The organism is Steroidobacter sp. (assembly GCF_036402275.1).
Lineage (GTDB): Bacteria > Pseudomonadota > Gammaproteobacteria > Steroidobacterales > Steroidobacteraceae > Steroidobacter.
On sequence record NZ_DASWTF010000014.1, the window covers coordinates 135,680 to 161,503 of the forward strand.

Annotated in this window: 21 protein-coding genes and 1 pseudogene; 7 read left to right on the forward strand and 15 right to left on the reverse strand. The window is 61.1% G+C overall.

What is annotated here, in order from left to right; genetic code table 11:
- The gene (locus VGD45_RS07605; protein ID WP_331154677.1) at positions 1–1,188 is read right to left on the reverse strand and encodes a lipid-transfer protein; all 1,188 of its coding nucleotides are present in this window, start codon (positions 1,186–1,188) and stop codon (positions 1–3) included.
- 132 nt (positions 1,189–1,320) lie between these two features.
- Positions 1,321–1,803 carry a MaoC family dehydratase gene (locus VGD45_RS07610; RefSeq protein WP_331154678.1) on the reverse strand — a complete coding sequence of 161 codons (483 nt, stop codon included), beginning with the start codon at positions 1,801–1,803 and terminating at the stop codon, positions 1,321–1,323.
- A gap of 432 nt (positions 1,804–2,235) precedes the next feature.
- Between VGD45_RS07610 and VGD45_RS34315 the strand changes: the two genes are divergently transcribed.
- Positions 2,236–2,640: a GFA family protein gene (locus VGD45_RS34315; RefSeq protein ID WP_414717563.1), complete on the forward strand. Its 405-nt coding sequence runs from the start codon at positions 2,236–2,238 to the stop codon at positions 2,638–2,640.
- A 1,059-nt stretch (positions 2,641–3,699) separates the two neighbouring features.
- Here the strand turns inward: VGD45_RS34315 and VGD45_RS07620 are convergent.
- Positions 3,700–4,641 carry a LysR family transcriptional regulator gene (locus tag VGD45_RS07620; RefSeq protein WP_331154680.1) on the reverse strand — a complete coding sequence of 314 codons (942 nt, stop codon included), beginning with the start codon at positions 4,639–4,641 and terminating at the stop codon, positions 3,700–3,702.
- Between the two features lie 199 nt (positions 4,642–4,840).
- On the opposite strand from VGD45_RS07620, the gene VGD45_RS07625 reads away from it, so the two are divergent.
- The 3 genes from VGD45_RS07625 to VGD45_RS07635 are packed head-to-tail and all read left to right on the forward strand — an operon-like array spanning position 4,841 to position 7,606.
- On the forward strand, positions 4,841–5,791 hold the full coding sequence (locus VGD45_RS07625) for a SphA family protein (protein ID WP_331154681.1): 951 nt from the start codon (positions 4,841–4,843) through the stop codon (positions 5,789–5,791).
- A complete protein-coding gene (gene wrbA, locus VGD45_RS07630) occupies positions 5,784–6,422 on the forward strand; it encodes an NAD(P)H:quinone oxidoreductase (RefSeq protein WP_331154682.1) in 639 nt (212 codons plus the stop codon). The genes VGD45_RS07625 and wrbA overlap by 8 nt, the downstream gene beginning before the upstream one ends.
- Positions 6,419–7,606: an MFS transporter gene (locus VGD45_RS07635; RefSeq protein ID WP_331154683.1), complete on the forward strand. Its 1,188-nt coding sequence runs from the start codon at positions 6,419–6,421 to the stop codon at positions 7,604–7,606. The genes wrbA and VGD45_RS07635 overlap by 4 nt, the downstream gene beginning before the upstream one ends.
- 848 nt (positions 7,607–8,454) lie before the next feature.
- On the opposite strand, the pseudogene VGD45_RS34065 reads toward VGD45_RS07635, so the two are convergent.
- The 12 genes and pseudogenes from VGD45_RS34065 to VGD45_RS07690 all read right to left on the reverse strand — a co-directional run.
- Positions 8,455–8,610 (reverse strand): annotated as a pseudogene (locus tag VGD45_RS34065) (deoxyribonuclease I); the annotation flags it as partial.
- Between the two features lie 215 nt (positions 8,611–8,825).
- Positions 8,826–9,770 (reverse strand): MBL fold metallo-hydrolase, encoded by a 945-nt coding sequence (locus VGD45_RS07640; protein ID WP_331154684.1) that lies wholly within the window; start codon positions 9,768–9,770, stop codon positions 8,826–8,828.
- Between the two features lie 22 nt (positions 9,771–9,792).
- The gene (locus VGD45_RS07645) at positions 9,793–10,449 is read right to left on the reverse strand and encodes a ricin-type beta-trefoil lectin domain protein (RefSeq protein ID WP_331154685.1); all 657 of its coding nucleotides are present in this window, start codon (positions 10,447–10,449) and stop codon (positions 9,793–9,795) included.
- An 11-nt stretch (positions 10,450–10,460) separates the two neighbouring features.
- Positions 10,461–13,181, reverse strand: coding sequence for a TonB-dependent receptor domain-containing protein (locus tag VGD45_RS07650; protein WP_331154686.1), 2,721 nt, complete (start codon positions 13,179–13,181; stop codon positions 10,461–10,463).
- A gap of 172 nt (positions 13,182–13,353) precedes the next feature.
- The gene (locus VGD45_RS07655; RefSeq protein WP_331154687.1) at positions 13,354–14,229 is read right to left on the reverse strand and encodes an NAD(P)-dependent oxidoreductase; all 876 of its coding nucleotides are present in this window, start codon (positions 14,227–14,229) and stop codon (positions 13,354–13,356) included.
- Positions 14,226–15,908 (reverse strand): dihydroxy-acid dehydratase, encoded by a 1,683-nt coding sequence (locus tag VGD45_RS07660; RefSeq protein WP_331154688.1) that lies wholly within the window; start codon positions 15,906–15,908, stop codon positions 14,226–14,228. Before VGD45_RS07660 ends, VGD45_RS07655 begins: the two co-directional genes overlap by 4 nt.
- A 7-nt stretch (positions 15,909–15,915) precedes the next feature.
- Positions 15,916–16,944, reverse strand: a complete 1,029-nt coding sequence (locus VGD45_RS07665; protein ID WP_331154689.1) for a zinc-binding dehydrogenase — start codon at positions 16,942–16,944, stop codon at positions 15,916–15,918.
- Positions 16,945–16,953: 9 nt separating this feature from the next.
- Positions 16,954–18,351, reverse strand: a complete 1,398-nt coding sequence (locus tag VGD45_RS07670) for a RidA family protein (RefSeq protein ID WP_331154690.1) — start codon at positions 18,349–18,351, stop codon at positions 16,954–16,956.
- A complete protein-coding gene (locus VGD45_RS07675) occupies positions 18,330–18,923 on the reverse strand; it encodes a VOC family protein (protein ID WP_331154691.1) in 594 nt (197 codons plus the stop codon). The genes VGD45_RS07670 and VGD45_RS07675 overlap by 22 nt, the downstream gene beginning before the upstream one ends.
- Before the next feature lie 2 nt (positions 18,924–18,925).
- Positions 18,926–19,786, reverse strand: a complete 861-nt coding sequence (locus VGD45_RS07680; protein WP_331154692.1) for a fumarylacetoacetate hydrolase family protein — start codon at positions 19,784–19,786, stop codon at positions 18,926–18,928.
- A 111-nt stretch (positions 19,787–19,897) separates the two neighbouring features.
- Positions 19,898–21,130 (reverse strand): aromatic acid/H+ symport family MFS transporter, encoded by a 1,233-nt coding sequence (locus VGD45_RS07685; RefSeq protein ID WP_331154693.1) that lies wholly within the window; start codon positions 21,128–21,130, stop codon positions 19,898–19,900.
- A gap of 74 nt (positions 21,131–21,204) precedes the next feature.
- Positions 21,205–22,113 (reverse strand): LysR substrate-binding domain-containing protein, encoded by a 909-nt coding sequence (locus tag VGD45_RS07690; protein WP_331154694.1) that lies wholly within the window; start codon positions 22,111–22,113, stop codon positions 21,205–21,207.
- A 578-nt stretch (positions 22,114–22,691) separates the two neighbouring features.
- Between VGD45_RS07690 and VGD45_RS07695 the strand changes: the two genes are divergently transcribed.
- The 3 genes from VGD45_RS07695 to VGD45_RS07705 all read left to right on the forward strand — a co-directional run bounded on the left by VGD45_RS07695 (position 22,692) and on the right by VGD45_RS07705 (position 25,540).
- The gene (locus VGD45_RS07695) at positions 22,692–23,702 is read left to right on the forward strand and encodes an isopenicillin N synthase family dioxygenase (protein WP_331154695.1); all 1,011 of its coding nucleotides are present in this window, start codon (positions 22,692–22,694) and stop codon (positions 23,700–23,702) included.
- 79 nt (positions 23,703–23,781) lie between these two features.
- Positions 23,782–23,979, forward strand: coding sequence for a hypothetical protein (locus tag VGD45_RS07700; protein ID WP_331154696.1), 198 nt, complete (start codon positions 23,782–23,784; stop codon positions 23,977–23,979).
- Positions 23,980–24,901: 922 nt separating this feature from the next.
- Positions 24,902–25,540, forward strand: coding sequence for an ester cyclase (locus tag VGD45_RS07705; RefSeq protein WP_331154827.1), 639 nt, complete (start codon positions 24,902–24,904; stop codon positions 25,538–25,540).
- The last annotated feature ends 284 nt before the right edge of the window (positions 25,541–25,824 follow it).

Below are 25,824 nucleotides of genomic sequence, written 5' to 3' on the forward strand. Positions count from 1 at the left end.
TCAGTTGTCACGTTGATACAAGGTGACGACGCAAGCGCCGCCGAGACCGAGATTGTGTTGCAAACCCAGGCGGGCGCCGGGCACTTGGCGCTCGCCCGCCTCACCGCGCAACTGCTCAACCAGCTCCGTGCACTGCGCGAGACCCGTGGCGCCGAGCGGATGGCCTTTCGACAGCAGCCCGCCGGAAGGATTGGTGACGACCCGGCCGCCGTAAGTGTTATCGCCGGCAGTCACGAATTTTTCCGCGCCTCCTTCGTCGCACAGACGCAGCCCTTCGTACGTGATGACCTCGTTCTGGGCGAAGCAGTCATGCAGCTCGACGACATCGATGTCTTTCGGTTCGATGCTCGCCTGCTCGTACACTTTGTCCGCCGCTTCGCGCGTCATGTCGGCGCCCACCAGTGCCATCAAGCTGCGCTTCTCAAAGGTGCCCGGACGGTCGGTGGTCATCGCTTGAGCGGCGATGAAGACACGGCGATCGAGGTTGTTGCGCTCGGCAAAGTCACGAGACACGAGGACGGCAGCAGCCGCGCCGCAAGTCGGCGGGCAGGCCATCAGTCGGGTCAAGCTGGCTTCGGGGAACACGAGAGGCGCGGCCATCACGTCATCTTCGGTGACCACCTTGCGCAGTAGCGCCATCGGATTATGCGCCGCGTGTCGGCTGGCCTTGGCGCGCACCTTGGCAAACAAGTTCGGCTTCACGCCGTACTTGTCCATGTACTCCATACCCGCGCCGCCGAAGTAACGCAGCGCCAGCGGCACCGGGTACGGATTGATCTCGTCACACAGCCGATCGAAGTCCGCAAACGGCGAAGGACGATCGGTCCAGTGAGTCGTGAGCGCGCCCGGCTGCATCTGCTCGAAGCCGAGCGCCAGTACGCAGTCGGCCGCGCCGCTCTCGATCAACTGTCGCGCCAGAAACAGTGCGGTCGAGCCGGTCGAGCAATTGTTGTTCACATTGGCGATGGGAATGCCGCTCATGCCCACCTGATAGAGCGCACGCTGCCCGGAGGTCGAGTCACCGTAGACATAACCAACGATCGCTTGTTGCACGTTGGCGTATTCGAGCCGCGCATTGGCTAATGCCTTGCCCACGGCGGCAGCAGCCATCACGTCGTAGCTGTCCGACGCGCCTGGCTTGCCGAAGGGCACCATGCCGACGCCGGCGACGTATGCCTTTTCTTTCATGAGAGCTCTCCGATTTCCCATCGCTGCGCCAAACTACTGCCCGATGCGGAAAGCTCCACCCTACGGAAAGTAGGGTTTACAGCACGACTTCTTCAATCACCCTCGCCGCGAACGGCAGTGCCCCCGAGATGATCAACCAGCGAGGTTCGGCCGTGGCAGAATCGTGAGCGTGAGCCACTCCGCCACCAGCGCCGGCTTGTGTTCACCTTCAATCTCGACGGTGGCGGTAAGGATGGACTGCCATTGTGCCGGACTGCGCTCTTGCAGGTCTTTAAGCGTAAAAATCCCTCTGACGTGCTTGCCCACGCCTACCGGCTGCAGAAAGCGCACGCTGTTCAAACCGTAGTTGATCATCATCTCGGCACCGACCACGGGAGGAATGACCGAAGCAGCCATCGCGCTCAGCATCGAGAGAGAAAGGAACCCGTGTGCGATCGTGCCGCCGAAGGGCGTTGTTGCCGCGGCCAACGGATCGACATGGATGAACCGCTCATCCTCGGTTACCGCGGCGAACCGGTCGATGCGTTGCTGGTCCATGAGGTACCAGCCTGACACACCGATCTGTCGGCCCACGAATTGCCTGTACTGCTCCAGTGAAACCGGCTCAATGGCCATCGCAGCACCTCGACGAACGCCATGTAGACTCGACGCATCACACATGGTCAGGTTTCCTCGGTCTGACTCGCGTCGAATCCAGCTTTAGCAAGTTCTATTTGGGCTTGGAGCGATGCGCGCTCGGGCACGATCTCGTCATCGCGATTCGACAGCTTGTCGTAGCTCGCTTGCAATCGCTCGGCCGCATCGGCGCCGTCACCGATCCAGAACTCCTCGCTGTCCGGCTTGGTACCAGTGAAGATCGGACGTCGCGAATCTGTGTCTACGGCGACAGTTCAACACAAACAACTTAGAGAGGTATGATGCATGCGCACGATCGGACTCGAGGGAGGATGCACCTGCGGAGCGATCCGGTATCGATTGGCAGCGATGCCCTACGATACTGGCTGGTGTCACTGTCGTGTCTGCCAGCGCGCGTCGGGTTCAGCCGGCATGGTCTTCACCACGGTCCCGAAAAAGAGCTACACAATCGTACAAGGCTATGATCTGATATGTCGGTTCCAGTCGACCTCATTCGGTGAGCGGACATTCTGTCGGAATTGCGGCGCGCCGCTGACGATTCACGTCGACCATCAACCCGATGAGATCGATATCGCCGTCGGCTCGCTCGATGAGCCAAGCGCGGTCAAGCCAGGATTTCATCTGTTCGTCGAGTACATGCCAGCATGGATGTCACTCGCGGATAACCTTCCCCGTTACCCAGGTCTACGTCCGAACACGAGAGGCCTCGAGCCTGGTCAAACGGATCCTGTGGGTGGCGTCGCACGGCCGCGGGCAGCTGATACAACCCGCGGCAGTGAGATCGCAAGCGAATCACAAGCCAACCGGATTGACTAAGCCAATTCGGGGGTTGAGCAACGAGCTTGGTTCGGCTTGCCTCGCATCTGCCGGGACGCACCTTGCAGGCTCAACGGAGGTGATAGTACCCGACGAGTCCGGGAGTAAACGTTACCTTGTCGTTCCCGACCGCCTCGAGAATGCCGTTACGAACGGATTCACTCGGAGTGCCATACACCTCCATGCTTTGAACGACGCAGTACCTCATGACCTCACTTATATGGGGATCGGAAACTTCCCAGTGACGGAGAACAGCTTCAGAATTCGCATAGAGTTGGAAGCTATAGCAAAGGCACTTTTCATGATCAATGAATACTTGCACCATTAGCTGAGGGGCATTTTTCTCGGCGAACAAAACAGCATTCCGTATAGCCCGCTCAAATTCAGTCGTGTGCTCGCGCTCGTATGCCATAGTGTTACGGAGCAGGATAGCTCGTTCAGGCCGTTCTTTTTCCATAGCAAAGACTTTCCATTACTCATGGTTGAAACGTTCAGTGCGCTCGAAATCCTAACGTTTGACACGAGAGGCGTCGCCCGGCTTGCCGGCGACGTACTCTCGATGGAAGGGTCAAGCGGCCGCACCTAAGCGCGTAATGCGCTTTCGAAGCCTCGGGCTAGAAGCAGCCTTGGATGTGCGTGGCCTACTATTGGCGCAGGCGCGCTGCCTTTTCCCCAAGCGCAAGGGAAAAGCCTTCAGCATTTTGGCTCGGATTCAATCAGCATGCTGCTCGCTCCCATCTCGGCGGCCTTGCGATGGCGTGACGCGCCAGGCCTCTGCCTATCCCCTGACCATTGCCTGTGGGTTGATCCAAAGGTGCTCGAGCCGCGAGCAAAGGCGCCTCGCCTTTGCGAGTCGGGCGCGCAAATGCGCGCGGACTCGATTCTACAGGACAACCCCAATGCCGGGGCTACGCCGCCGTCCGCCACTTTGCTTGCAATGACGATCTCTTGCCCCGCAGAGAGCCGGAAGATACTTCGAACTTCGCCATCTGAATGCCTGACTTGCGGCACGGTCTTGATCTCGTTCACGTCAAGAATGCGCAGATTGGGATTTCTGAGTCAACTGGCGCGCTTTGATGATTTCCGGGGCGAAGCTCCACGGGTGGTGGCTTGTGCTAGCCCCGACGCAAAGGCGCGAGCCGCAGGACCGAGCGCCTGATCGGTGCGGTGACTCAGATATGCATGATAGTTCGCCTCGCCGCCCGGACCTAACGCCGAGGCAGGCAATTGGATCAGCGTGCGCGCTTTCAGGTCAGCTTCAACGAGCCATCGGGGCATAGTGCCCCAGCCGACGCCGGCGCGGAGCAACGCGAGCTTTACGTGCATATCATCCACTTTCCACGTGCGTGGTGACAGCACCCCGAAATCCTTGCCCCGCGTGAGTTGCGACTTGTCTTCCAGGACGATCTGAAAATGCTCGCTCAGCAGATGTTGCTGCTCCGGAAGCTTCCTGGGCAGGCGCGATAAAGGATGGCCTGGCGCGACGACCGCGACTGTCGTGAGCGGCATGACGAACTGGCGCGTGAGTCGATCGTCCTGCCAGTCCAGCACCGCCACCGCCACCATGCATCGCTTGGTCAGCAGTGCATCCACGGTGCCACCCATTGATGCATATTCAATCCTGACATCTACGCTCGGGAAGCGTGCGTGGGTCTCTCGTAGCGCCTGCGCGAGTATATGCAATGGAAACATCGTATCCACGGCGATCGAAAGGACGATCTCCAGGCCTTCCTCTAACTCGCGGGCACGAGCGCGCAATCCATCCACTTTCGCGAGCACCGCACGCACCTCAGCCAGCAACGATCGACCCGCGGCCGTCAGAGTCGGCTTGTAGACCGAGCGATCGAAGAGCTGCACGCGCAGCTCCGATTCCAGGTTCGAAATTGCGTGGCTCACCGCCGACTGCACTCGATGCAGACGCTGAGCGCCGGCGCGGAAGCTTCCGGCCTCTGCCACGGCGGCGAACACTCGCATCTGATCCAGGGTGAGATTGTCCAACATGTTCTGAATCTTCGATCAACTTGAGCGATTTTATCCGTTTTCATTGCTCGGGTGCACTTGGCAAATTGACGCCATGTTCGCCTCGACGCACTTGCCAAGCACTAAGCAGGGCCAGAGCACCCGCCGGCCGTCACGCAGGACCACGCAGCTGCTGATCCTTACCATGCTGTGCTGTGCCGCCCTTGACAGCCATGCACAAGTGAGCCTGCCTCCGACCAATCTCGGCGATACCAGCTTTCGCGATGGCATCGCGGGTCCCGGCGCATTGCTCGAGCATTCACTTTCCTTCTATCGGGCGACGCGACTCACCGATGCGGACGGGGATGCCCAACCACAGTTCGATCAGCTCGAAGTTGGCGCTCTTGTCACGCATGTTGCGCGTATCACTGATCTACGCATTTTCGGCGGAAACTGGGGATTTGAAGCGCTGTTGCCGATCGTCTCGAGTGCATCGTCGCCCTCCCCCGCCGCCAGCCATTCGCGCAGCGGACTCGGCGATCTGACCGTGAGCGCTTTCATCTTGCAGTGGCCCGCTCGGGACCTGGGCACCGGTCGCCTGTGGCAGCGACTGAACCTCGCTGTCACCGCACCCACCGGTAAATACGACGCGCAGTCGCCGATGAACATTGGAAGCAACACGTGGATATTCAATCCGCACTATGCGTTTACGTGGGAGGCGGCCTCTGGATGGGAGCTCAGCGGCCGCATTCATTACCTGTGGCCAGGAGAAAATGAGCAGCCGCCCACGCCGATCGCGCGTGGCTCCACCAAGGCCGGTGAGGCTATGCATTTGAATCTATCTGTCTCTTATGAAATGTCACAGCGGCTGCGCTTGGGCATCGCAACCTACGCCCTGAGCCAAATCTCCGAGGACCGGATTGACGGTCGTGAGCTACGCGGATCGCGCGAAGCCATCTTCGGCATCGGACCCGGGCTGCAGTACCAATCACGCTTTGGCGATCTATTTATCAACAGCTATGTCGAGACTGCGGCACGCAACCGGCCGCAGGGCGCAAAGCTCATGGTGCGTTGGGCGTTCCCATTTGCAGCCGACACCCGGCCAGCACAATCGGCGAACAGCCGGAGCGCTCCTGTTCGGACCATGACGTTGCAAGCAACCCAGAATCACGGAGGTGTGCAAAGTGACTGACGTGCTCGTGCTCTACTACTCTTCATACGGCCACATAGCGACGATGGCATCGGCGGTCGCCGAGGGAGCGCGTGAAGCTGGTGCAAGAGTCACCATCAAGCGCGTCCCTGAACTCGTGCCGGAGCACGTGGCGCGTCAAGCCGGATATGTGATCGAACCTGACGTGCCGATCGCAACCGTGGAGGAACTTCCAAAGTACGACGCGATCATCTTCGGCACGCCGACGCGCTACGGAAACATGGCTGCGCAAATGAAAAACTTCCTGGACAGGACGGGCGAGCTGTGGAGTCGGGACGCGCTCGTGGGCAAGGTCGGCAGTGTCTTCACTTCGACCGGCAGCCAACATGGAGGCCAGGAGTCCACGATCCTATCGACGCACGTCGTATTGCTGCACCTGGGCATGTTGGTCGTCGGACTGCCCTATACGTTCAAAGGCCAGCTGCGAATGGACCAGATCACGGGAGGCTCGCCCTATGGAGCCGCAACGCTGGCCGAAGACGTCGACCATGCAGATCGGCGCCCGAGCCAGAACGAGTTGCATGCGGCGCGCTTCCAAGGTCGACACGTTGCCGAGATTTCAGCCGCCCTGAGATCGGGACGGTCGGAACGACGTGAGGCGAACGTCACATGAGCCGCGCGAAAAGAGAAGACGCTCCGAGCGGGCCGACTATATTTCTGTTGGTTGGCGCGGGCATCATTTCGGCCTGGCAGGTCGGCAAGATGCCAGTGGCGCTCGCGAGCCTGCAGAGCGATCTCGCGTTGGATCTGGCAGCCGCGTCCTGGCTGCTCTCCGCATTCGCCTTTGTCGGTGCGATCGTGGGTGCCCCCATAGGGGTCGCGGTGGATCGTTTCGGCGCAAAGCGCATGACGATCGCCGGGCTTCTCGTTCAAGGCATCGCGAGTGCAGTGGGCGCCATGGCCACCGATGAGATTCTCCTGGGCATGACGCGAGTCGTTGAGGGTGTGGGATTCCTGGCGGTCATCATCGCAGCGCCCGCCTTGATCGTCAGCGTCGCATCGCCGGCGGATCGTGAGCGGGCCATGGCGCTCTGGGCGACCTTCATGCCGGCAGGCATGAGTTCGATCATGCTCGCGGGAGCCGCACTGGAGCACGTGAGTTGGCGAGGCTTCTGGATGTTTATTGGAGTGACACACTTGGCGTATGTAGCGACGCTCGTGCCGGTGCTGCGCCGACACGCTGTCACGCCTGGCGATCGTCGCGACATTCGGCAGGATATTACGCTGGCAATCAGGAGCCGCGGACCGTGGTTGCTCGGTGGCCTGTTTGCCGCACAAGCCACAGCGTTCTTCGCGGTGTTCGGATTTCTGCCCTCAATCCTGTCCGAACGACTGGCCATCGAGGGCGCTGCGGCCGCGGTGCTGAGTGCCATTGCGGTTGCAGCCAGCGCTGTTGGCAACCTCGTCACTGGCCAGCTCCTGGGGCGAGGGATAGCGCCCTCACGACTGCTTCTCATCAGCTTCGCTACGCTGGCCTGCAGCGCATTTGGCATTTTCAGTGGCAACCTGTCAGGGATGATGGCTTACATCTTGTGCATCGTCTTTTCGATTGCGGGCGGAGTGATCCCCGTCGTCATATTTAACGCCGCTCCCAGCTCAGCCCCACGGCCCGAACTGGTCGGTCTCACCGTAGGCTTCGCGATGCAGGGGAACAATGTCGGCCTTGCATTAGGCCCGGCAGCGACGGGCGCGCTGGTGTCGGCTTTCGGCTGGTCGGCGATCCCGTATTTGATACTGACCGCCGCGATTTGCGCGAGCGTGCTCACGTTCGCGCATTCCCGCTTGAAGTCCGCGTAGCAACGGAGAGTTGTCGCAGGACAGAGACCCGCGCGAGAGACACAAACACTCAAAGTCCGTCGTCAACACGCATGAAGGCCGCCAATTCCTCGGCAAACACGCAAAAGCAGGGTGAGCTTCATTGAGTCACGCCCTACGATGGCCGCAACTTGAATCAAATTCAAACATCGTTCTGAGTGGTGAGTTGGCCGGTTGGCCATGCCACCGCCCCCGATCGCGTCGAAGGCCAACCTCGCGCCCGTTGTGTCGATGGCGTCGGCGTAGTGTCTGAAAACTCCGTCAACAGGCAACTTCCCGATGACAGAAGTTGAGCCCATGATCAGGAGTCAGATGCTCTATCGAGGTCGCGAACTGTCGCATCCCGTTGCGACTGACGCAGCGAACGCTTCGTAGTGTATCGACGCGCCGGAAATCAGGACACGTGTTTTGAAGTTTCGGCGTTGTCCCCAGATTGTCCCCAGTGCATTTTTCCGATCTTGTGCGCGGATGTTTCTAAACCGCTTACGCCAACTACCGATCCCATCCATCATTGGACCCGCCGTCACTGTCGAACGTTCTCGTCATCCGAGCAACCAAATGCGACAGTTTGAGACCATGGACACGAAGCCGGCGAGATCCATACCGCGATACGCGCAGTCTGTGCTCGCGGCACCATGAAGCTGGCCAGAGTTTGACCAAGCGAAGGTCGCGCGTGTTTTCCGCGGCAAAATATCAGACGAACCAGGTTATCCACAGAGTTGCGCACAGCTTCTGTGGATCGCTCGAGTGAGCGTTTGCGCGGCTCAAAACTTATGGGGATGTCAAGCTCCCGGCTCAATCAATGCGGTCGCCGATGTCGACGCACAGATTCATCGACAGTTGCCAGCCTTGCGGAAGCCGGCCGCCCGCGCCTTCGCCTCATGTTCGAAGTGCACTCGGTTCTTGGCTGAGACGCTCTCATAGCCTGGACAGCTTTGCGGTAGATGGTAGACCTTGGAGCCGCGGTTTCCGAGGACAGCGCTCACATCTCGGCAATCCGACGATCGCGCTCGAACTCCCACGCGGTTGCCGGGATCAGCGGCGCAGGCAACTCGATCGTGCGTCGACTTGCCTTCGATTTCGGCTTTGAGAATACGCCCCGCTTGCGTTCTGCGGGTCTCTGCAATACCACGCTCCAAGGTGCGATTGCGCGCATCGACGCGCTCGGACTATCAGACGATGCTCGACTGTTATCTGCTGGCTATTCCTTCGACGTGTTCGCCGCCGCTGCACCCTTCATGACCTTGTCGACCACATTCTGCCACGCATCGTGAGCCGGCCCGAGATTCGGCTCGCGCTTTCGGTACAGGTAGTCCCACATCGAGACGATGTCCGCTTCCAGCCACTGCGGATAGCCCCGCCAGCCGGAGAACTGCGGCAGCTTCATGGTTTCCAGCATCGTCTGCAACGACGCGCCCTTCACCATTTCGTCGAGCACGGCCTGGCGCAAAGTCTGCACATATTGGATGTTGTTGAGAATGTCCTCCTTCGGTGACGTACCGCCGTGACCATTGACGATCACATCGATGTCGTACATGCGATAGACGTAGTTCCAGGTCTTCAGCATGTTGTCGACATCCATGTCGCGGAAGTCCGGGATCAATCCCTGGCCTCGCTGCATGAAGTCGGGTGCGATCAGCACCTTCTCGTCGGGCACGTAAACCTGGATCAGATTATCGCTGTGCGTGGGACCGAAGTAGACCAGCTGAATTTCCTTGCCTCCGAGCCACAGCGACAGCTTGTCTTCGAAAGTGATATCCGGAACGGAGGTGTTGCGCTTTTCCCGCACCACGGCTTCGCGTGTTTTCACCTGCGAGACAGTGGTAGCAGTATCGTCGAATACGTCGAGATCGCAGATGTGGTCCTCGTGATCGTGGCTGAGCACCACATACTTCACCGGTTGCTTGAAGCGCGTCTTCAATTCACCATTTAGCCACGCCGCCGTGCCTTCGCTGCGGCAAGTCGCGTCGACAACGACCAGTCCCTCGCTCGTGACAATCACACTCGATATCGCGGCGCCCGGCCTATCGCCCTTCACCCAATAAACGCTCGGACTCGCCTGTTCGAGTGTCGCAGCTTGACTGCTCGTCAACGATGCGGCGGCAGTCGCGAGCATCAACAAACCTACGCGTAGCACACGATTCATCTCTTGTCTTCTCCGGGAAAAATCAAGAACGAGCCGCGGGCGGAACGGCGAGCCGCCATTTCTGACGATTGCCTTCGGCCTCGCTGCAAGTGCTGAGGGTGATAGCCCTCTGATACCACGGCTCGTTGGACGCTTTGTTACCTGCTTCATGCGCCTCCGTGCCGACCGTCAGGCACTTTTTTGAATCGAGCGCCGGGCGAATCTCGCCGCTCGCATTCAGCATGAACTGCTGACGAGGATTGTCATTGCACGGCGCCAGCAGCACCCATGAGTCTTCACGTACCGCTGACTCCCTGCCTACCTGCATGATCTCGGCACACTTATCAAAGCGCGTGAAGCGAATCTGGCCATTCGACTTTTGCAGGCCCGAGCGAGATATCAGCTGATCCACGAAGAAATAGTGCGCCTTGGGCAACTCCGTCTTGCAGGTGTGGGTCTCGATCGGCCAGTCCATCTTCCAGCCCTCGAAGCCGGAGCGAATCATCCCGAAGCCAGGAATGTCCAAACAATACCGCGGTGGATTCCCTAGCGTATCGATCAATTGCAGCAGCACTTCATCAGCCTCCGGCGGTGGCGACGCGAAGCGCTCCACGTCCGGCGGCAATTCCGCGGCAGCGGCGAATCGAGCCAGGACAAGCAATCCCAGGCAGATCGAACCTTTCTTCAAGCAATCGCGCATCGCTCGCTCCATCACATTTTCATCCGCAGGCCCAAGCGGAACTGCCGGCCCAGCGTATCGAAGAAACTCGCATTCGTGCCGATGCTGGTAAAGGCGTTGCCGCTCGTGACCACCGACACGGCCGGATCTCGGTCGAAGACATTCTGTACGACGCCGAACAGCTGCAGCTGCGTGCCACCGAATTGCAGATCGTAAGTCGCCGACACATCGACGTAGGTTCGATCCGAGACTTCGTTGCGATCGATGTCGAGCGGGCCCCACTCTGCCTTGAGCACCCCGCCTTTCACGTAGCGGCCGGACACGGTTGCCGAGAAGGACTCGCCTTCATAGGTCACCGATGCCAGGCCGCGCCACTTCGAGACTCCGAGTGCATCGCCTGTTACGCCGTCATAGTCGATGGTCACGCCGAACGAGTCGACTTCGCGATCCAGAATGTGACTCGCCAACAGGCGCACCATGACCGGTCCGCGCCATGACGCCTCGAAATCGACGCCACTGATGGTTTCGGACAAGACGTTCTGCGGCAATACGCGCAATTCAGTGATCACGTTGCTGGCATTGCGCGTAATGGCCGAGCACAGCGAAGCAACTCCGGCAAAGCACTGGTTGATGACGATCTGCCCGTCGGGCGTGAAGATCGAATCGTCGATACTGATGTCGTAGTAGTCGGCCGAGAACGAGAAGTCGCTGAGCCATGCCGGTTTATAGACCACCCCGAAGGACGTCGTCCTGGCGTCTTCCGGCTCCAGCTCGCGATTGCCCGCGATCACGCGCGGCACCGAGTAGCTGGCGCCGGTCAGTGGATCCACAATGGCAAAGTTGGTCGTCGAGGCGGCGAGGAACAGCTCATTGAGGTTCGGAGCACGGATGTCGGCAGAGTAAGTGCCGCGCAGGCGCAGTTGCTCGTTGAGATCCCACGAGATCCCTGTCTTCCAGGTCGTCACCTCGCCACTGGTGCTGTAGTCGGTCCAACGCACTGCGCCGCCGAATTCCAGCCGTTTTGCCAGTGGTAGATCCGTCAGCAACGGCACCACCGTTTCGAAATAACCTTCTCGCACGTTGTAGGCGCCTTCCGAAGGTTTATAGTTGCCGAGGAAGAAGCCGTTGACGAGCGAGATCGGGTCGGGCGTCTCCGCTTCGTATTCTTCCTTGCGATACTCGACGCCGACGGCGATCGACACGGGCCCGGCCCAGGAATTGAACGGCTCGCCTCTCAGGTTCGCGGCGGCGACTTGTTGCTTGATGACAGTGAGCTGATGCGCGACGCCGAGAATGTATGAGCGCGCCTCTGCAGAGATGCCGTCGGTGCCGAAGATATCGATGGGCACGCAGCCATCGTCCAGGGTGAGGCTCGAGCGGCACACGATGCTGCCGTTGGACACGATCGCGTCGACAGCGCGATTATAGTTGGCGGTAATCGGATTGTTGATCGCCGCCGTATCGAAGTCCGTCTGGCCATACTGATAGTACGCGTCCCAGCTCCATCCCCCGCCAAACGTACCCTCGCCACCTACCACACCGCGCATGAGCTCGCGGCTACTCTCAACGGTAGCCGGCGGTAGATCGGTGTGAAGCTTGCCGAGCATGAATGACGTGAGACCTCGGGCATCCATCCGCGCAGCGGTCGCGGCATCGAGATAAGCGTTCTGTCGGCTGATGGCGATGTTGGCGTCGCGCTGGTAGTAGCGAACTACATAGGTGGAATCCGAATCGCCGTAGCCGCCCTCGGCGAAAAATGTCACCGCGGGTGTGATCTCATATTCGGCTCGAGCGAACGCCGTATCCCATTCGACCGGATTGATCAGCCATGCATCGGCGCCAGCGAGATAGGCATCGCCGCCGTAAGAGAGCAAGCCCGACACCACGCCCGGATTGAATGGCGCGGGTGTGCCATCCGCAAGAAACTGTGTTCCCGCCAGCGGACCGGTGGAAATGAGGCCGCCCGGCGTCGAGCGCGACAAGCCGACGCCTGGCACAAGCAACCGCCGGGGTTGCGAGCCACCGGCCACGAATGCCGGGTTGTCGATGATGTTGTAGCCTTTGTACCAGTCGCGCGAGCCGGCATCGCCGGCGTCGCGCAGCTCGCTGTGCTCGGCCGTAATCAGAAAGTGTCCGCGCTCATCCGCGAAGTCGGTGCCGAAAGTGAGGTTGCCTTTGAACTGTTCGCCTTCGCCGTCGTCGTTCATGCCATAGACGACTTCACTCTTCACACCGCTGAAGCGTTTGTCGAGCACGACGTTCACTACGCCGGCGACCGCATCGGAGCCCCACGCGGACGACGCGCCGCCCGTCACGATGTCGACGCTCTGCACGATGCTCGTGGGCAACAGGTTGAAATCCACGTTGCCCGTCAACGCCGATGGCGCGACGCGCCGGCCATCGAGCAGCACGAGCGTTCGACTCGTGCCGAGCCCGCGCAGATTGATGAATGCCGCGCCCGCAGTGGCGCCGTTGCGGTTGGTCGTGGGGGACAGCGAGTTGCCCAATGCCGGCAGCTGATTGATAGAATCGGCGAGACCAACCTGCGCCGTCTTCTCTATGTCCTCAACCGACATCACGGTGGTCGGTGTCGGCGCCTCGTATCCGTCACGCACGATACGAGTGCTGGTAACTACGATCTCGACGAGCGGCCCTGCTTCCGGACGGCCCACATTCTGTGCGCCGACACCAACAGAGCAGCCAAGTGCGGTAACGCCGCAGAGCAGCGTGGACGCGGGTTTGCTGAAACGCATTTGTCTTGTCCCCCTCGAAGCTGTCGACGCCGAGCGTGTTTGCTCGATCCGGCCGGCGGATGTTCCTCCGCTCGTGCCACATTTCGTTGTCCCTGCCTGCGCGAAGACTGTGCCCTGGCGGGGCAATGGGCGTCTACGAGGCTGCGCGCAACGGAGTGTTCCAATCGTGATATCACTCGCATCGTTCATAGAGCCGCATCAGCGCGGCCAGATCTTCATGATCGAACCGCCGCCCGCGGACCTGGCGGTAGAGCGCCTGGACCTGTCGGGTGAGCGGAATTGAACTGCCGCTTGCGTTCGCTGCGGCGACCGCTGCGTCGATGTCCTTCAACATCAGCGAAATCTCGCCGAGTTTGGGTGTCGTGATACCCGCCGCCATCCGTGGGCCGAAAATCTGCAACGGCAGCGAGTCCGCGAATCCGCCAGCCAGGGCTGCTGGAACCTGGCGAGTATCCAGGCCGAACGTTCCAGCAAGGCAGAGCGCCTCGGCAATGGCCAGCAGATTGCTGGCCACGATGAGCTGATTGCATAACTTGACAGCCTGACCGGCCCCCAGCGGACCGAGGTGATGCGCGCGAACTGTAAGAGGCGCCAGCAACAGTTGCGCTCGCATTACGTCCTCGTCCTCGCCGCCGCAGAAGGCGACAAGCTTGCCCGCCTCTGCTCCCTTCACTCCACCGGAGACTGGCGAGTCGACCCATCGCACGCCGCACCGGGCTCGCAGCTTCGTGGCAAGGCTGCGCGTGACCGCAGGATCGAGCGTAGAGAAATCAATGAGCAGTTGGGTCGGTCGGCCTGCAGCGGCGACGCCGCGTGGATCGAACAGCACAGCTTCGGCCGCTGTGGCATCGGCTAGCGCGAGGCAAATGAAATCGGCCTCGGCGATCGCTTCAGCGGGACTTCCGGCGGCGACGACGCCGGCTTGAACCAGTGGCGTGAGCTTCGCGACCGACCGATTCCAAGCCACGACACGGTGCCCCTCGCCGGCCAGACGCGCCGCCATCGGAGCGCCCATCAAACCGGTACCGAGGAAGGCGATCGTTGTCACGTTTGCTGCGCGCCGCTATGTGTGACGGCACCCAATGAAGCAGATCCCACCAGCGACGCGTACTTCTCGAGGACGCCGCCCGGCGGCGGCGATCGCCCGCTGGCGAGGGGACGCCGAGCAAGCTCTTCCGGCGAAAGCTCGACATCGAGCCTACCGGTCGCGGCATCGATTGAAATCATGTCGCCATCGCGTATCCGAGCCAGCGGGCCACCTGCCGCGGCTTCAGGACTCACGTGCCCGATGCACATGCCACGCGTCGCTCCCGAAAATCTTCCATCGGTGATGAGTACCACCTGCTCGCCCATGCCTTGTCCATAGAGCAGCGCTGTGACACCCAGCATCTCGCGCATTCCGGGACCACCGCGGGGACCTTCGTTGCGAATGACGATCACGGAACCGGATGCGTAGTCGCGTGCTTCGATGGCGCGAGCGCAGGTTGCTTCGCTTTCAAACACACGAACCGGGCCACGAAATGTCAGACGTTTCAATCCGGCCGTCTTCAACAGCGCGCCTTCGGGGCAGAGATTGCCCTTCAGCACGACCAAGCCGCCGGTCGGCGACAGCGCGTGCGCGACGCCTTGAATCACAGATCCATCCACATCGCGCTGATTGCTCGCCCACGCTGCCAGCGTGCCAGCGGCGATATGTGGTGTCTCCCCGTGCAGCAGGCCCGCTCGAAGCAATTCCTTCACGAGGACGCCGATGCCGCCCACGGCGTGCAGATCCCTGGCGAGGAACTTGCCGCCCGGCTTCATGTTCGCGATGAGTGGCGTCCGTCGCGCAACCGTCGCGAAATCATCGAGAGTGAACTTGACGCCCGCTTCGTGCGCAATCGCTGGAATGTGTAGCGCTGCATTGGTGGATCCACCGGCCGCGGCGACTACAGCGCTCGCATTCTCCAGACTCTTGCGTGTGATCAGATCGCGGGGCAGTGGCCCACCTTCGCGCAATGCTCGCATCACCGCCTGACCTGCCTTCACGCACAGCGTGTCACGATCCGGATCGACAGCAGGCATCGAGGCCGTAAGTGGCAAGGCAAAGCCCAGGGTCTCGGCCACCATCGCCATGGTGTTGGCCGTGAACTGCCCCGGACACGAGCCCACGGTGGGAATGGCAACTCGCTCGATCTCATCGAGCGCGTCGCGGGGCAGGTCGTTGGCGAGCACCGCACCGACGCCTTCGTAAACATCCTGGATGGTTACATCCATCCCGCGCCACTTCCCCGGCAAAGCGCTGCCGCCATACACGAATACTGATGGAACGTTGCAACGGACCATGCCCATGATCATGCCCGGCAGACTCTTGTCACAACCGGCGACCCCGACCAACCCGTCGTATGCATGACCTTGCACCACCGCTTCGACGCTGTCGGCGATGATCTCGCGGCCCACCAGCGAATAACGCATGCCCGGATGATTCATCGACAAGCTGTCGGCGACCATCGCGACGCCCGATTCTCGCGGCAGTCCGCCGGCGTCGCTGACGCCTTGTTTGATCCGCTCCATCAAATGCCCGAGATGCAAATTGCATGGAGTGATTTCGCCGCGCGGCCCCAGCACGGCGATCATCGGCTTTTCCAGGTCCGCATCCGACAACCCCATCGCTCGCAGAAAGGCACGATGCGGCGCGCGCGTCAGGCCGCGCTTGATCACGTCCGAGCGCTTCGCCTTGGTGCTCATGGGCGCGCTATGACGCTTGCAGATCGAGCACGATGCGCCCGGCCGAACGCGACGTTTCACAATGTTCATGAGCCTCGGCGATGCGCTGGAACGGAAAGACCTGATTCAGCACCGGCCGAAGCTTGCCCGCGTCGACGAGCTCCGCAATGGCGCGCAATGCGCCGCCATCAAGCTCCGCGAATACCCAGTTGTAGCCACGACCCAGCGCTGCCTGCGCCTGTGCCCGCTCCGCGAGCAGGCGCTCGCCTTCCTTCAGGCCCTCTTCCAAGCCGTACTGATCGATCAGCTTGAGCTTCGGTGATACGACGCTCACGTAGCGTGCGCCCGCGTTGATTTTGAGCGAGTCGAGCAGCACCGGCTCCGTATCGAACGACGTGTCGAATGCAACGTCGAAGTCGCGAAATACGCCGTGCAGATCTTGCTTCGTATAGTCGACGACGAGATCGGCGCCGAGCGACTTCACGAGCTCGACATTGCGAGTGCTGCAAGTCGAAGCGACATAGCCGCCCCATGCCTTCACGAGCTGAATCCCGACGCTACCGACGCCACCTGCGCCGCGAGGAATCAGCAGTCGCTTACCAGGCGTCGTATGTACATCGAGGCCAGCCGTTTTCACCAACGCCGTCCAGGCGGTCAACGCGGCAAACGGCAGAGCTGCCGCTTCGATGTAGCTGAGGGATCCGGGCTTGAGCGCCGTCTGCGCAGCAGGGACCGCGATGTACTCGGCATTGGCGCCATAGAAAACGGACGCATATACCGCATCGCCGGGCGCGAACGCTGTGACGGCAGATCCATTCGCGACGATGTCTCCGGCGATATCGCGACCTGGCCGCAGTGGCAAGGCGGCGCGTTTTTCGAAGAACGCGCGTCCATAACCGCTGCGCAAAGCGCAATCGATCGGATTGACGGAGGAAGCGCGCACACGAATCAGCAGCTCATCCGGTCCAGGCTCTGGAATGGGCGCGTTCACGATTTTCAGCACTTCGCGCGGCGCGCCGTAGCGGTCGTACTGCGCAACTTTCATCGAATCAGCCATCGAGATTCCTCAGGGTACATGAGCGATGCAATCGAGTTGGACGTGCGCTCCAGGCGCAAGCAGCGACCTCTCTCCCCCCATGCCGAGCGCCGTCAGCGCCGGCGGGTCGGCGGGAAAGGCATTGGTCCAGGCGGCGAGTACCTCGGGCAAATGCTCGAGGTCATCGAGGAACGCGTGCACCTTGCAAACCTCGGGCAACGAACTGCCGCCGGCCTCGCAAATGCGTTGCATGCGTTCGAGTAGCAGCTCGGCCTGTCGTCGCGCATTCAAACGGAAGTACGGGAGCGCCGAGTCGCGTCGCAGACCATTGGGCACGGCGCCATCGCGGCCGACTGGCAGCTGCGTGCTCAAGAACAAGAATTCCCCTGCTTTCACCGCATGCGGCGCATGACCGAACACGGGCGGCAGCTCCGGCACGCAGATGCTCTGTCTGGCCAACATCGAATCGTCGGCAAGACACTGCAAGGCAATTTCAACTCGCAAGCCTTTGATGACGAGTTGCGCGCCAGTGACCACGGTGCGCGCCGGTGGATTGTTCGGAAACCACCTGCGCCACACCCGATCCATATCGAAGAAATCGTCCGGATGCGCCAGCGTGACATCCGCCTTCACGCAACGATCGAGCGACGTTCCGGCGGCCTGCGCGATCTTCGACATCATCCTCAGCGTGTACTCTGTCTGTGCCTCGACTGCCGAGCCAAGCCAGATGTATGGATTCACGCGCGCCTCGGGGGCAAGCATGCTCGGCTCGCCCATGTGCACGGAGGCCATCCAATCGCCTCGAAAGTCAGTCGCCCCAAACCCCGCCAGGAAGATCCAGTCGCCCCAGCGAATCGCCGGTGAGTAGCCGATGTCCGGCTGCGGTACGCCTTCGGGCGCACGAAATGCCTGCTTTTCCACGCCCGCTCGAGGCTGTGCGGCGATCAGATCGACAGCCATCAGTGCGTCAGGCACCGCCAGCTGCCGAACGCCGATGCCGGTCGACGCGCGACGCGGATCGCCCACCATTTCCTTGAGCGCGCGTGCATAGGGCGTGGCGGAGCGGAATCTCGGCCAATTGGATGCGGTCGCTTCGTGATCTGCGTTCGCTGGATAGGTCGCCGGCGCCCACTGCCAGATGCGCAGAATGTCACGACGAATGTCACAGTCGGCCGCCTGTAACAGCTGTCCGATACTCGAAAGAATGTGGCGAGACTGCAGCTCCAGCGCCTCATGAATATAAGGTTGCCGTGGATCGAGCCGCGCCTCGACGGCGATGCCGCTCTCGAAGTCGGTCGCCATGGTGCCGGAGACAAACACCCAACCGCCGGCTTGTACCGCGGCACTCCAGCCAGGCGGCGTGGCCACTGCGCTCGCGCGGACGACGGATCTGCCTTTTGGCGCCATCATGGGCGATGCATATCCCATGGCGTCATCCCCTGCGGCAGCTCGGGCCGTTTATATAGCTCGACGATCGGCACACCGGCTTCGAACTTCCGGATCATCTCCTCCGGATCGAAAATGATGCCCATGAAATTTTCCGGGTAGTACTGGTCGAGGAACGCGTTGGTCTCGGCGGCGGTCGCGAATACATCGACCTGCAGCTCGACCTTGTTGCCGTCGGGATCTCGGTAGTACATCGAAATCGTCGGACCGTGATTGATCGTCCAGAACGGCTCGATGCGGGCCGCTTTCAAGCGACGATATGTTGCGAGCAGCTGGCCGAGATCCGCGTACGTGAACGACGAATGCTCCAGTCCCGGCGACGGCGTGGGATGGACCGCCAGGCCCGGCAGCTGCACGATGCCGATGCGGTGATGCTCATCGTCGTAGGTCATGAAGCAGACCTGTTCGTTCTGATAAGCGATGCGCGCCTGCAAGACCGTCAGATACCAGTCGCGCAAGCGCGGCATGTCGATCGTGCGCAGCACGATGTGACCGAACTTGGCCGGCACGATGGCGCCCTTCGACGCTATCGCGTCGATACTACGCACCGCCATGCTCATGGCTCAGGCACCACTTTGTTTTCGATGTAGCCGATGCCTTCTATCTCGACTTTCACCACATCGCCCACCGTGAGATACACCGGCGGTTGCCGTGCGCCGCCGACACCCGCGGGCGAACCCGTCGTGAGAATGTCGCCCGGCTCCAATGTGAACACCGTGCTCAGCTCTTCGATCATCGCGCCGAAGCGATAGATCAGATCGCTGGTATTGCCGTCCTGACGCAACTCGCCGTTGACCCAGGTCTTCAGATAAACGTTGTGTACGTTCGGCAACTCGTCGGGCGTCACGATCCACGGCCCAATGGGTCCGTGCGTGTCGAATGACTTGCCGAGCGTGGCGGTGAAAGCACGCAGCTGCCATTCGCGCACGCTCACGTCGTTGCAGACAGTGAAGCCGGCGATCATCTGTCTTACATCCGCGCCCTTCACCTGACGACCGCGCTTACCGATGATGATCGCGAGCTCGCCTTCGTAATCGAGCGTGTTCGATACTTTGGGCAGATGGATGTCGTCGTACGGCCCATTGACGCAGGTGACTTGTTTGTTGAACCAGGTCTGGTGCTTGGGCCGCTGCATGATGTGCGCGGTCTCTTTGAGGTGAGATTCATAGCTGCCGCCGAGACCAAGGAATTTACGCGGATTGAGCACCGGCGCTTCGAGGCGCACCGAATCGACCGGCAGTACGACTTGCGGATTCGCGGCCGTCGCGCGCGCGATCTGCATTCCCTCCGAACCGGTGTTGAAGAACCCAATCATGTCGGTGGGAAGGTTGGGGACGACCGACAGGTCGATCACTTCCCCATCGCGGACGACGCCGATGCGTGTGCGCTTGTCGTGAGTGAATGTCGCGAGCTTCATCGCCGTTCTCCGCAGCAGTGCGAAACCTGACGGCAGCGTGCCTGCGGAAGCGTCGCACTGTCTATGCGCGGAGCTGGAACAGATCGTTCCAGAATCGATGACTGATCTTTCTTACTGCTGAGGCGGCGCAACTGCCTGTGGCACGGATTCGACGCCGGACCGCTGTTTGCGCGATATCACGAGGTGCCCTGCGCCGATGCAGAGCGCAGCGACGGCGCATGGAATCGCCGCGATCTGGAACAACGCGCCGTAGTCCGGCGTGCTCGCAACCAGCACGCCGCCGACCGTAGGACCGATAATCGAACCAATGCGCCCCACTCCCATCGTCCATCCGATGCCAGTGCCACGCACGTGCATCGGAAACAATCGTGCAGCCAACGCGGGAATACTCAGCTGCGCCCCGAGCACACACGCGCCAGTGAAGAAGACGAGCGCCATCAGCGGCAATGGCACCGACGAGCTCGCGCCCATCACGACGACGAGCAACGCCCCGGGTATCAAAGTGAACGCGACGGCACGGAATGCGCCCACTCTATCGATAATCGTCGTCAGCAGCGCCGCGCCAACGATACCGCCGAAATTCAGCACGACGGCTCCCATGATGGCGCGCTGCTCCGGAACTCCGGACAGCGACAGGATGGTCGGCGTCCAGTTGATCAGGAAGTAGCTCAACAGCATGATCGAGAACACGCCCAGCCACAGCAGTACGACTGCCGGCGCCCGCCCGTCGCCGAATTGAGAGACGATCGTGGCTCGCGATGTGTCGTGCCGGGCCGCGACCAATGTCTCCGGCACACCCCACCACACTGCCGGCAACAGCAACAGCGGCAGCGCCCCGCCGAGCATGAACACTGTGCGCCAGCCGAGCGAGCCAATGATCAGCGCCGTCAGCGCGCCGCCCAGCACGGCGCCGAGCGGAAAGCCGATGAACATCAATGTCACCAGCGCGGACCGTCGCCGAGTAGACGCATGCTCCGCAGTTAACGCGACGATGTTGGGAATCGCCCCACCGAGGCCGAGGCCACCTGCAAGCCGAAGCAAGGCCAACTCCGTCGGCGTTCGTGCAAAGGCGCATGCTAGCGTCAGCACAGCGAACGTCGCGACGCAAATGAGGAGTGTTCGTTTCCGTCCGAGTCGATCGGCGACCACGCCGGCCGTCATTCCGCCCAGTGCCGCACCGATCAATCCCGCGCCGAAGATCCGCCCCAACTCCGTGGGCGAAAGACCCCAGGTTTCCAGAATCGCCGGACCGATAAACGACATCACCAGCGTGTCGAACCCATCCACCATGGCGATGGCAAAACAGATGGCGAGCACGCGCAGCGTGGGAGTATTGGCTTTCATGTCATCGTAGCGTGCCCCTGACAGTGAGGAGCGTCCACTCCGAGCACGCAACACACTGTTCCATGCATGATACCTCAGAGCTGCTGAAGATTACGCCCGACGGTGTCGACCAGATAATCGATGAAGTGACGGACGGCCGTCGTCATGCCCTTTCTCGAAGGATAGACCGCATGGATCTCGTGCGCCGGCGTCGTCCAATCCGGCAACACCACTTCCAGCGCGCCTGCCCGAATCTCCTCCACGCACATCACCAGCGGCAGGCGCGCAATGCCGGCGCCGACCAGCACCGCATCCTTCAGCAACGACAGGTGCTCGGCCGTGAGTCGGGGCACAATGGGCACAGTGGTGCGATAGCCGGCCTTCGAGATCAGTTCCCATTCATGCGCGCCGATTCGGCCGCCGGCCGACAACGCGGGAAGCTCCGCCAGATCTTTGGGCTCCCGCAACGGCGGTGAACGGCTCAACAGCGCCGGGCTGGCAACCAGCACCTGCTTGCTCACAGCCACCATGCGCTCGATGAGCATGGAATCCTGCAGCGGCGCCCGGTGGACGAACAACGCCACGTCAATGTTCTCTTCGATCACATTGACGTTGCGGTTGGTCGACAGCACGTTGATGCGCACTTCCGGATTGGCCAAGAGGAACGCCGGCAGGATCGGTCCCAGCACGAACTGAGACATGGTGACAGTACAACTGACCCGCACTGTGCCGCGGGGTTTGGACTGAATCTCCGCAACAGCGGTATCCGCCGCATCCGCTTCCGCCACCATCGCCTGACAATGCTGGAGAAACAAGTGCCCCGCCGCCGTTACCGCGAAAGTCCGGGTAGAGCGCTGTACCAGCCTCGTGCCCAGCCGCTCCTCCAGCGCCACGATCCGACGACTCAAGCGCGACTTCGGAATTCCCAGTACGCGGCTCGCCGCGGAGAACCCGCCATGTTCGGCTACCTGGACGAACAGGTACATATCATTGAGATCTCGCACGGGCTCACCACATCCGACCGACGACGATCAATGATATCGACCGCGGGCCACCCGGCGATATGGTTCATTGCCACGCACTTTGAGACCCCGACGCGGGGGTGGAAGTGGGCCTAGACGTGCCCTTGCGTCTCAGACCGGACCCGCCCCCAAGGAGGCTTCTTCGGCGCCGCATACCGTACTGCCGGTGCCCACTCGTTCGAACGAACATCCATCATTAGCAGTGCTGACGGATGGTCCGAGCGGCTTCGGACACAATCCCGCGACTGACGCGTACGTGCCCGAGGAATGCCGCTGTGGACGACAGGGTGATTCGCGTTGCGCCTGATCCCTCTCGAACCCGAGTAACAACTTCAGCAATCGCACCGAAGCCGGCGCGAGTCACCTCGTAGAGCGCCGCGCCCTCTGCCGTCAATGCCGAGGGAAATTCCGCGAAATCAAAGTGGGAATCAATGATGGCGACCGGGATGGCTGACACGGTGTTCCCTCTGCACTAAGATCGAGAATGTATTCGACGAAAAGCCGCACGATGCGTCCCTCCCAGGCATCCGCGCTCCGTACGACTTCACGCGGAAACAGCCATGATTCAGCCGGCGCCGACGTTGCCCATCATCGACCTTTCCTTGCTTCACCAAGGAGCTCGCGACCGAGCGCGGGTGGCCGAGCAACTGGATTCGGCTTGTAAGCAATTCGGTTTCTTTTACCTAGTGGGACATGGCGTCACCGAGCAAAGCGTCCGCTCGCTGATGTCCCTTGCGCGCCAATTCTTCGCGACACCCGTCGAGGACAAACTCTCCATTCATATGTCCAAAGGAGGACGGGCATGGCGAGGCTACTTCCCCGTTGGCGAGGAGCTCACGTCCGGACGACCCGATGGCAAGGAAGGAATTTACTTCGGCACCGAGCTCGACGATTCCGATGCGCGCGTAAGAGCCGGTATCCCACTACATGGCCGCAATCTGTTTCCTACCACGCACGCGCTGCGCGAGCCGGTGCTCGCCTACATTGACGACCTGACGCAACTGGGGCATCGCCTCATGTCGCTGCTGGCTACGGCGCTGGGACTGGATACAGAATTCTTCCGCACCCACTACACGCGCGATCCCACCATTCTCTTCCGTATCTTCAATTACCCGCGTCGCACCGACGGTCACACCGGCTGGGGTGTCGGCGAGCACACCGACTATGGGTTTATCACTTTGTTGAAGCAGGATGACGTGGGCGGCTTGCAAGTGCGCCATGCCGATCGTTGGCTGGAAGTGCCCGATGTGGCCGGCTCGTTTGTCTGCAACGTCGGTGACATGCTGGAGCGACTGACACGCGGCCGCTATGTCTCTGCCCTGCACCGCGTACGCAGCTCCCCCACGCGCGACCGTTTGTCGATGGCGTTGTTCTTCGACCCTGGTTTCGATGCGGTGCTGACGCCGATTGAAGATGTTCGCCCCGATAGCGACCAGCCTCACACACACGTGCGCTGGGATGACATCGATCCGCACGCTGCCGTCGGCACTTACGGTGAGTATTTGCTCAGCAAGGTTGGCCGCGTCTTCCCCGGCCTGCGGGCCGAGGCGATGGAGCACGACGAGTCGTGACCAACTCGTCACTGCGGCGCGACTGACTGCGTCACCCTCCTTCAGTAAATTGACACTGCAAGGCGATGAGGAAGTGACGATGCTGTATTCGTGGTTTCAATGGCGCGCCAGCGTGCTCGCCATCATTCGATATGATTTCGGCCGAGTGCTTGCGGAATTGACCGACAGCGATCTGGACTGGGATGCCTGGCGCCCTTTCTACGACGAGGGCCGCTCGCCTCAGTTCGCCGTGGATCGCGCCTTCCTGCGTGATCTAAGAAGATCCAACGCGACCTAGAGCGACCCGCGTACCTGCCAGCCGGACGATCTTCCCCGAGTCTGGTCTCTGGCCCGACCAGGGCGAACCCGACGACGCCAGTGAAACCCGAAGCATGACAGTCGCTTACCCCAAGCCCGCCGGCGTTATACCTCGGTTACATCGTAGGGCGTTATAGCGACATGCGCATTCATTCGTTCTGTGCATGAGCGAGCTGCCCTACGCGGGAACCCTCTGATCGACGGTAGATGTAGACATGCTCACGGACCGACCGGACAACGTAATCGCTCTGGCGCCTTACCGGATGGCGCGACTGGCTGCCACCAGGCCTCCGCGGCCATATGTGATGTGGTATCCGCACGTGGGTTTCGTGCCGTCGCAGGCGATGACAACTGCGACACCGGGTCGCTCCTTGCAAGTTGCACGCGCGGTTAACCCACGTGATTTGTGGCCGACTCCACGCCCCTTTCCTCAGGCGAAGCTGACCGGAATCATCACGACAAGCAGTTGGCGCACGTCATCGGCGGCAACCAGCAAGCGCGTATTGCCTGCCACATATCGATCCGCCGCGCTTGATCGGCAACACCGGCGAAGCCGCGGAGTTCGTGTTGCCCTTGGCGAATCCGAACGCCAAGCCCGGCGCGGAAATGGATGATTTCAGCTACGACGCCATTGCGTGGCCGCTGACGGCGCATGAAGCGCGCCCGGGTCACGAGCTGCAATTTTCACGATCTCATCGTCAATCAAGGCCTGTTGCAGTTCGACCTGCTCGAGCAGGCAGTGATGAGCGAGTTCGGTTCGGCGCAGCCGTAGCCGGCGACTACTTCGCGCATCTGTCCGCTGCCTTTTCCTGTTCGCGCGCCCCGAGAGGCTACCCGTTTCGACCGTGCACGAACACCGTGAGATGACTTCGAGGCGGACCATTCTCAATTCCCGATTGAAAGTGATTTCGCCTTTTAGATCTTTTTTGCACGCCTGTGAAAGCGGGATGATTTGCGCACAGAAAATTGCACACGGATGGGAGTTACTGATGAACGAGCTTACTCTGAAAGTCCGCATCGCTGCGATGATTGGTTCTGTTGGGTTGACGGCGGCCTACGCTCATGTGTCCGCCGCTGCCGAGCAGGTGACTCTGCCGGCGCCGATCGTTGCAGTGCCTGGCGAGCGTGCAGCTGCCGATATGCTGCGGGCGGCGCGACACTTCTATTCGTTCTGGAATTCCGGCGACGATGCGCAGCTGAAGCTTGCGATCTCGCCGCACTTTGTCGATCGCACACTGCCTGTCGGTCGACCGCAAGGCCCCGAAGGGCCGGCCTATGCGTCGAAGCACTTCCGCGGCGCAGTGCCCGACCTCAACTGCGAGGTCCAGCAACTCATATTGGCTGGCGACCGGGTTGTCGCGCACCTGAGATTTCGCGGTCACTTCACCGGCGTGTTCGGCTCGATCCAGGGCACGGGTGCCCCCATTGATTTCACCGCTACGGACATTCTGCGCATCGAGACCGGACGGATCACCGATAACTGGCACATCGAAGACAACCTCACGTTGATGCAGCAGCTCGGGATCGTGCCGAAAAATTGAGCGCTGACACCAACACACGCGCTGCTTGATGGAATCTCATTCGCATCACGAGTGGCAAAGCGCACGTGGACGACCTGTCATGGCGGAGGCGTCGAGAAATCCGCGCGTTTCCAGAGTGCTCGAACGGCATGGGGCGAACGTCAAAAGCGCGCTCGGACGATCGGTGCAGCGAGCGCGTGCTTGCGCCGCCATGAAACTGGCCAAAGTTTGAGCAAGCGAAGGTCGCGCGTGTTTTCCGCGGCAAGATATCAGGCGCACCAGGTTATCCACAGAGTTGCGCACAG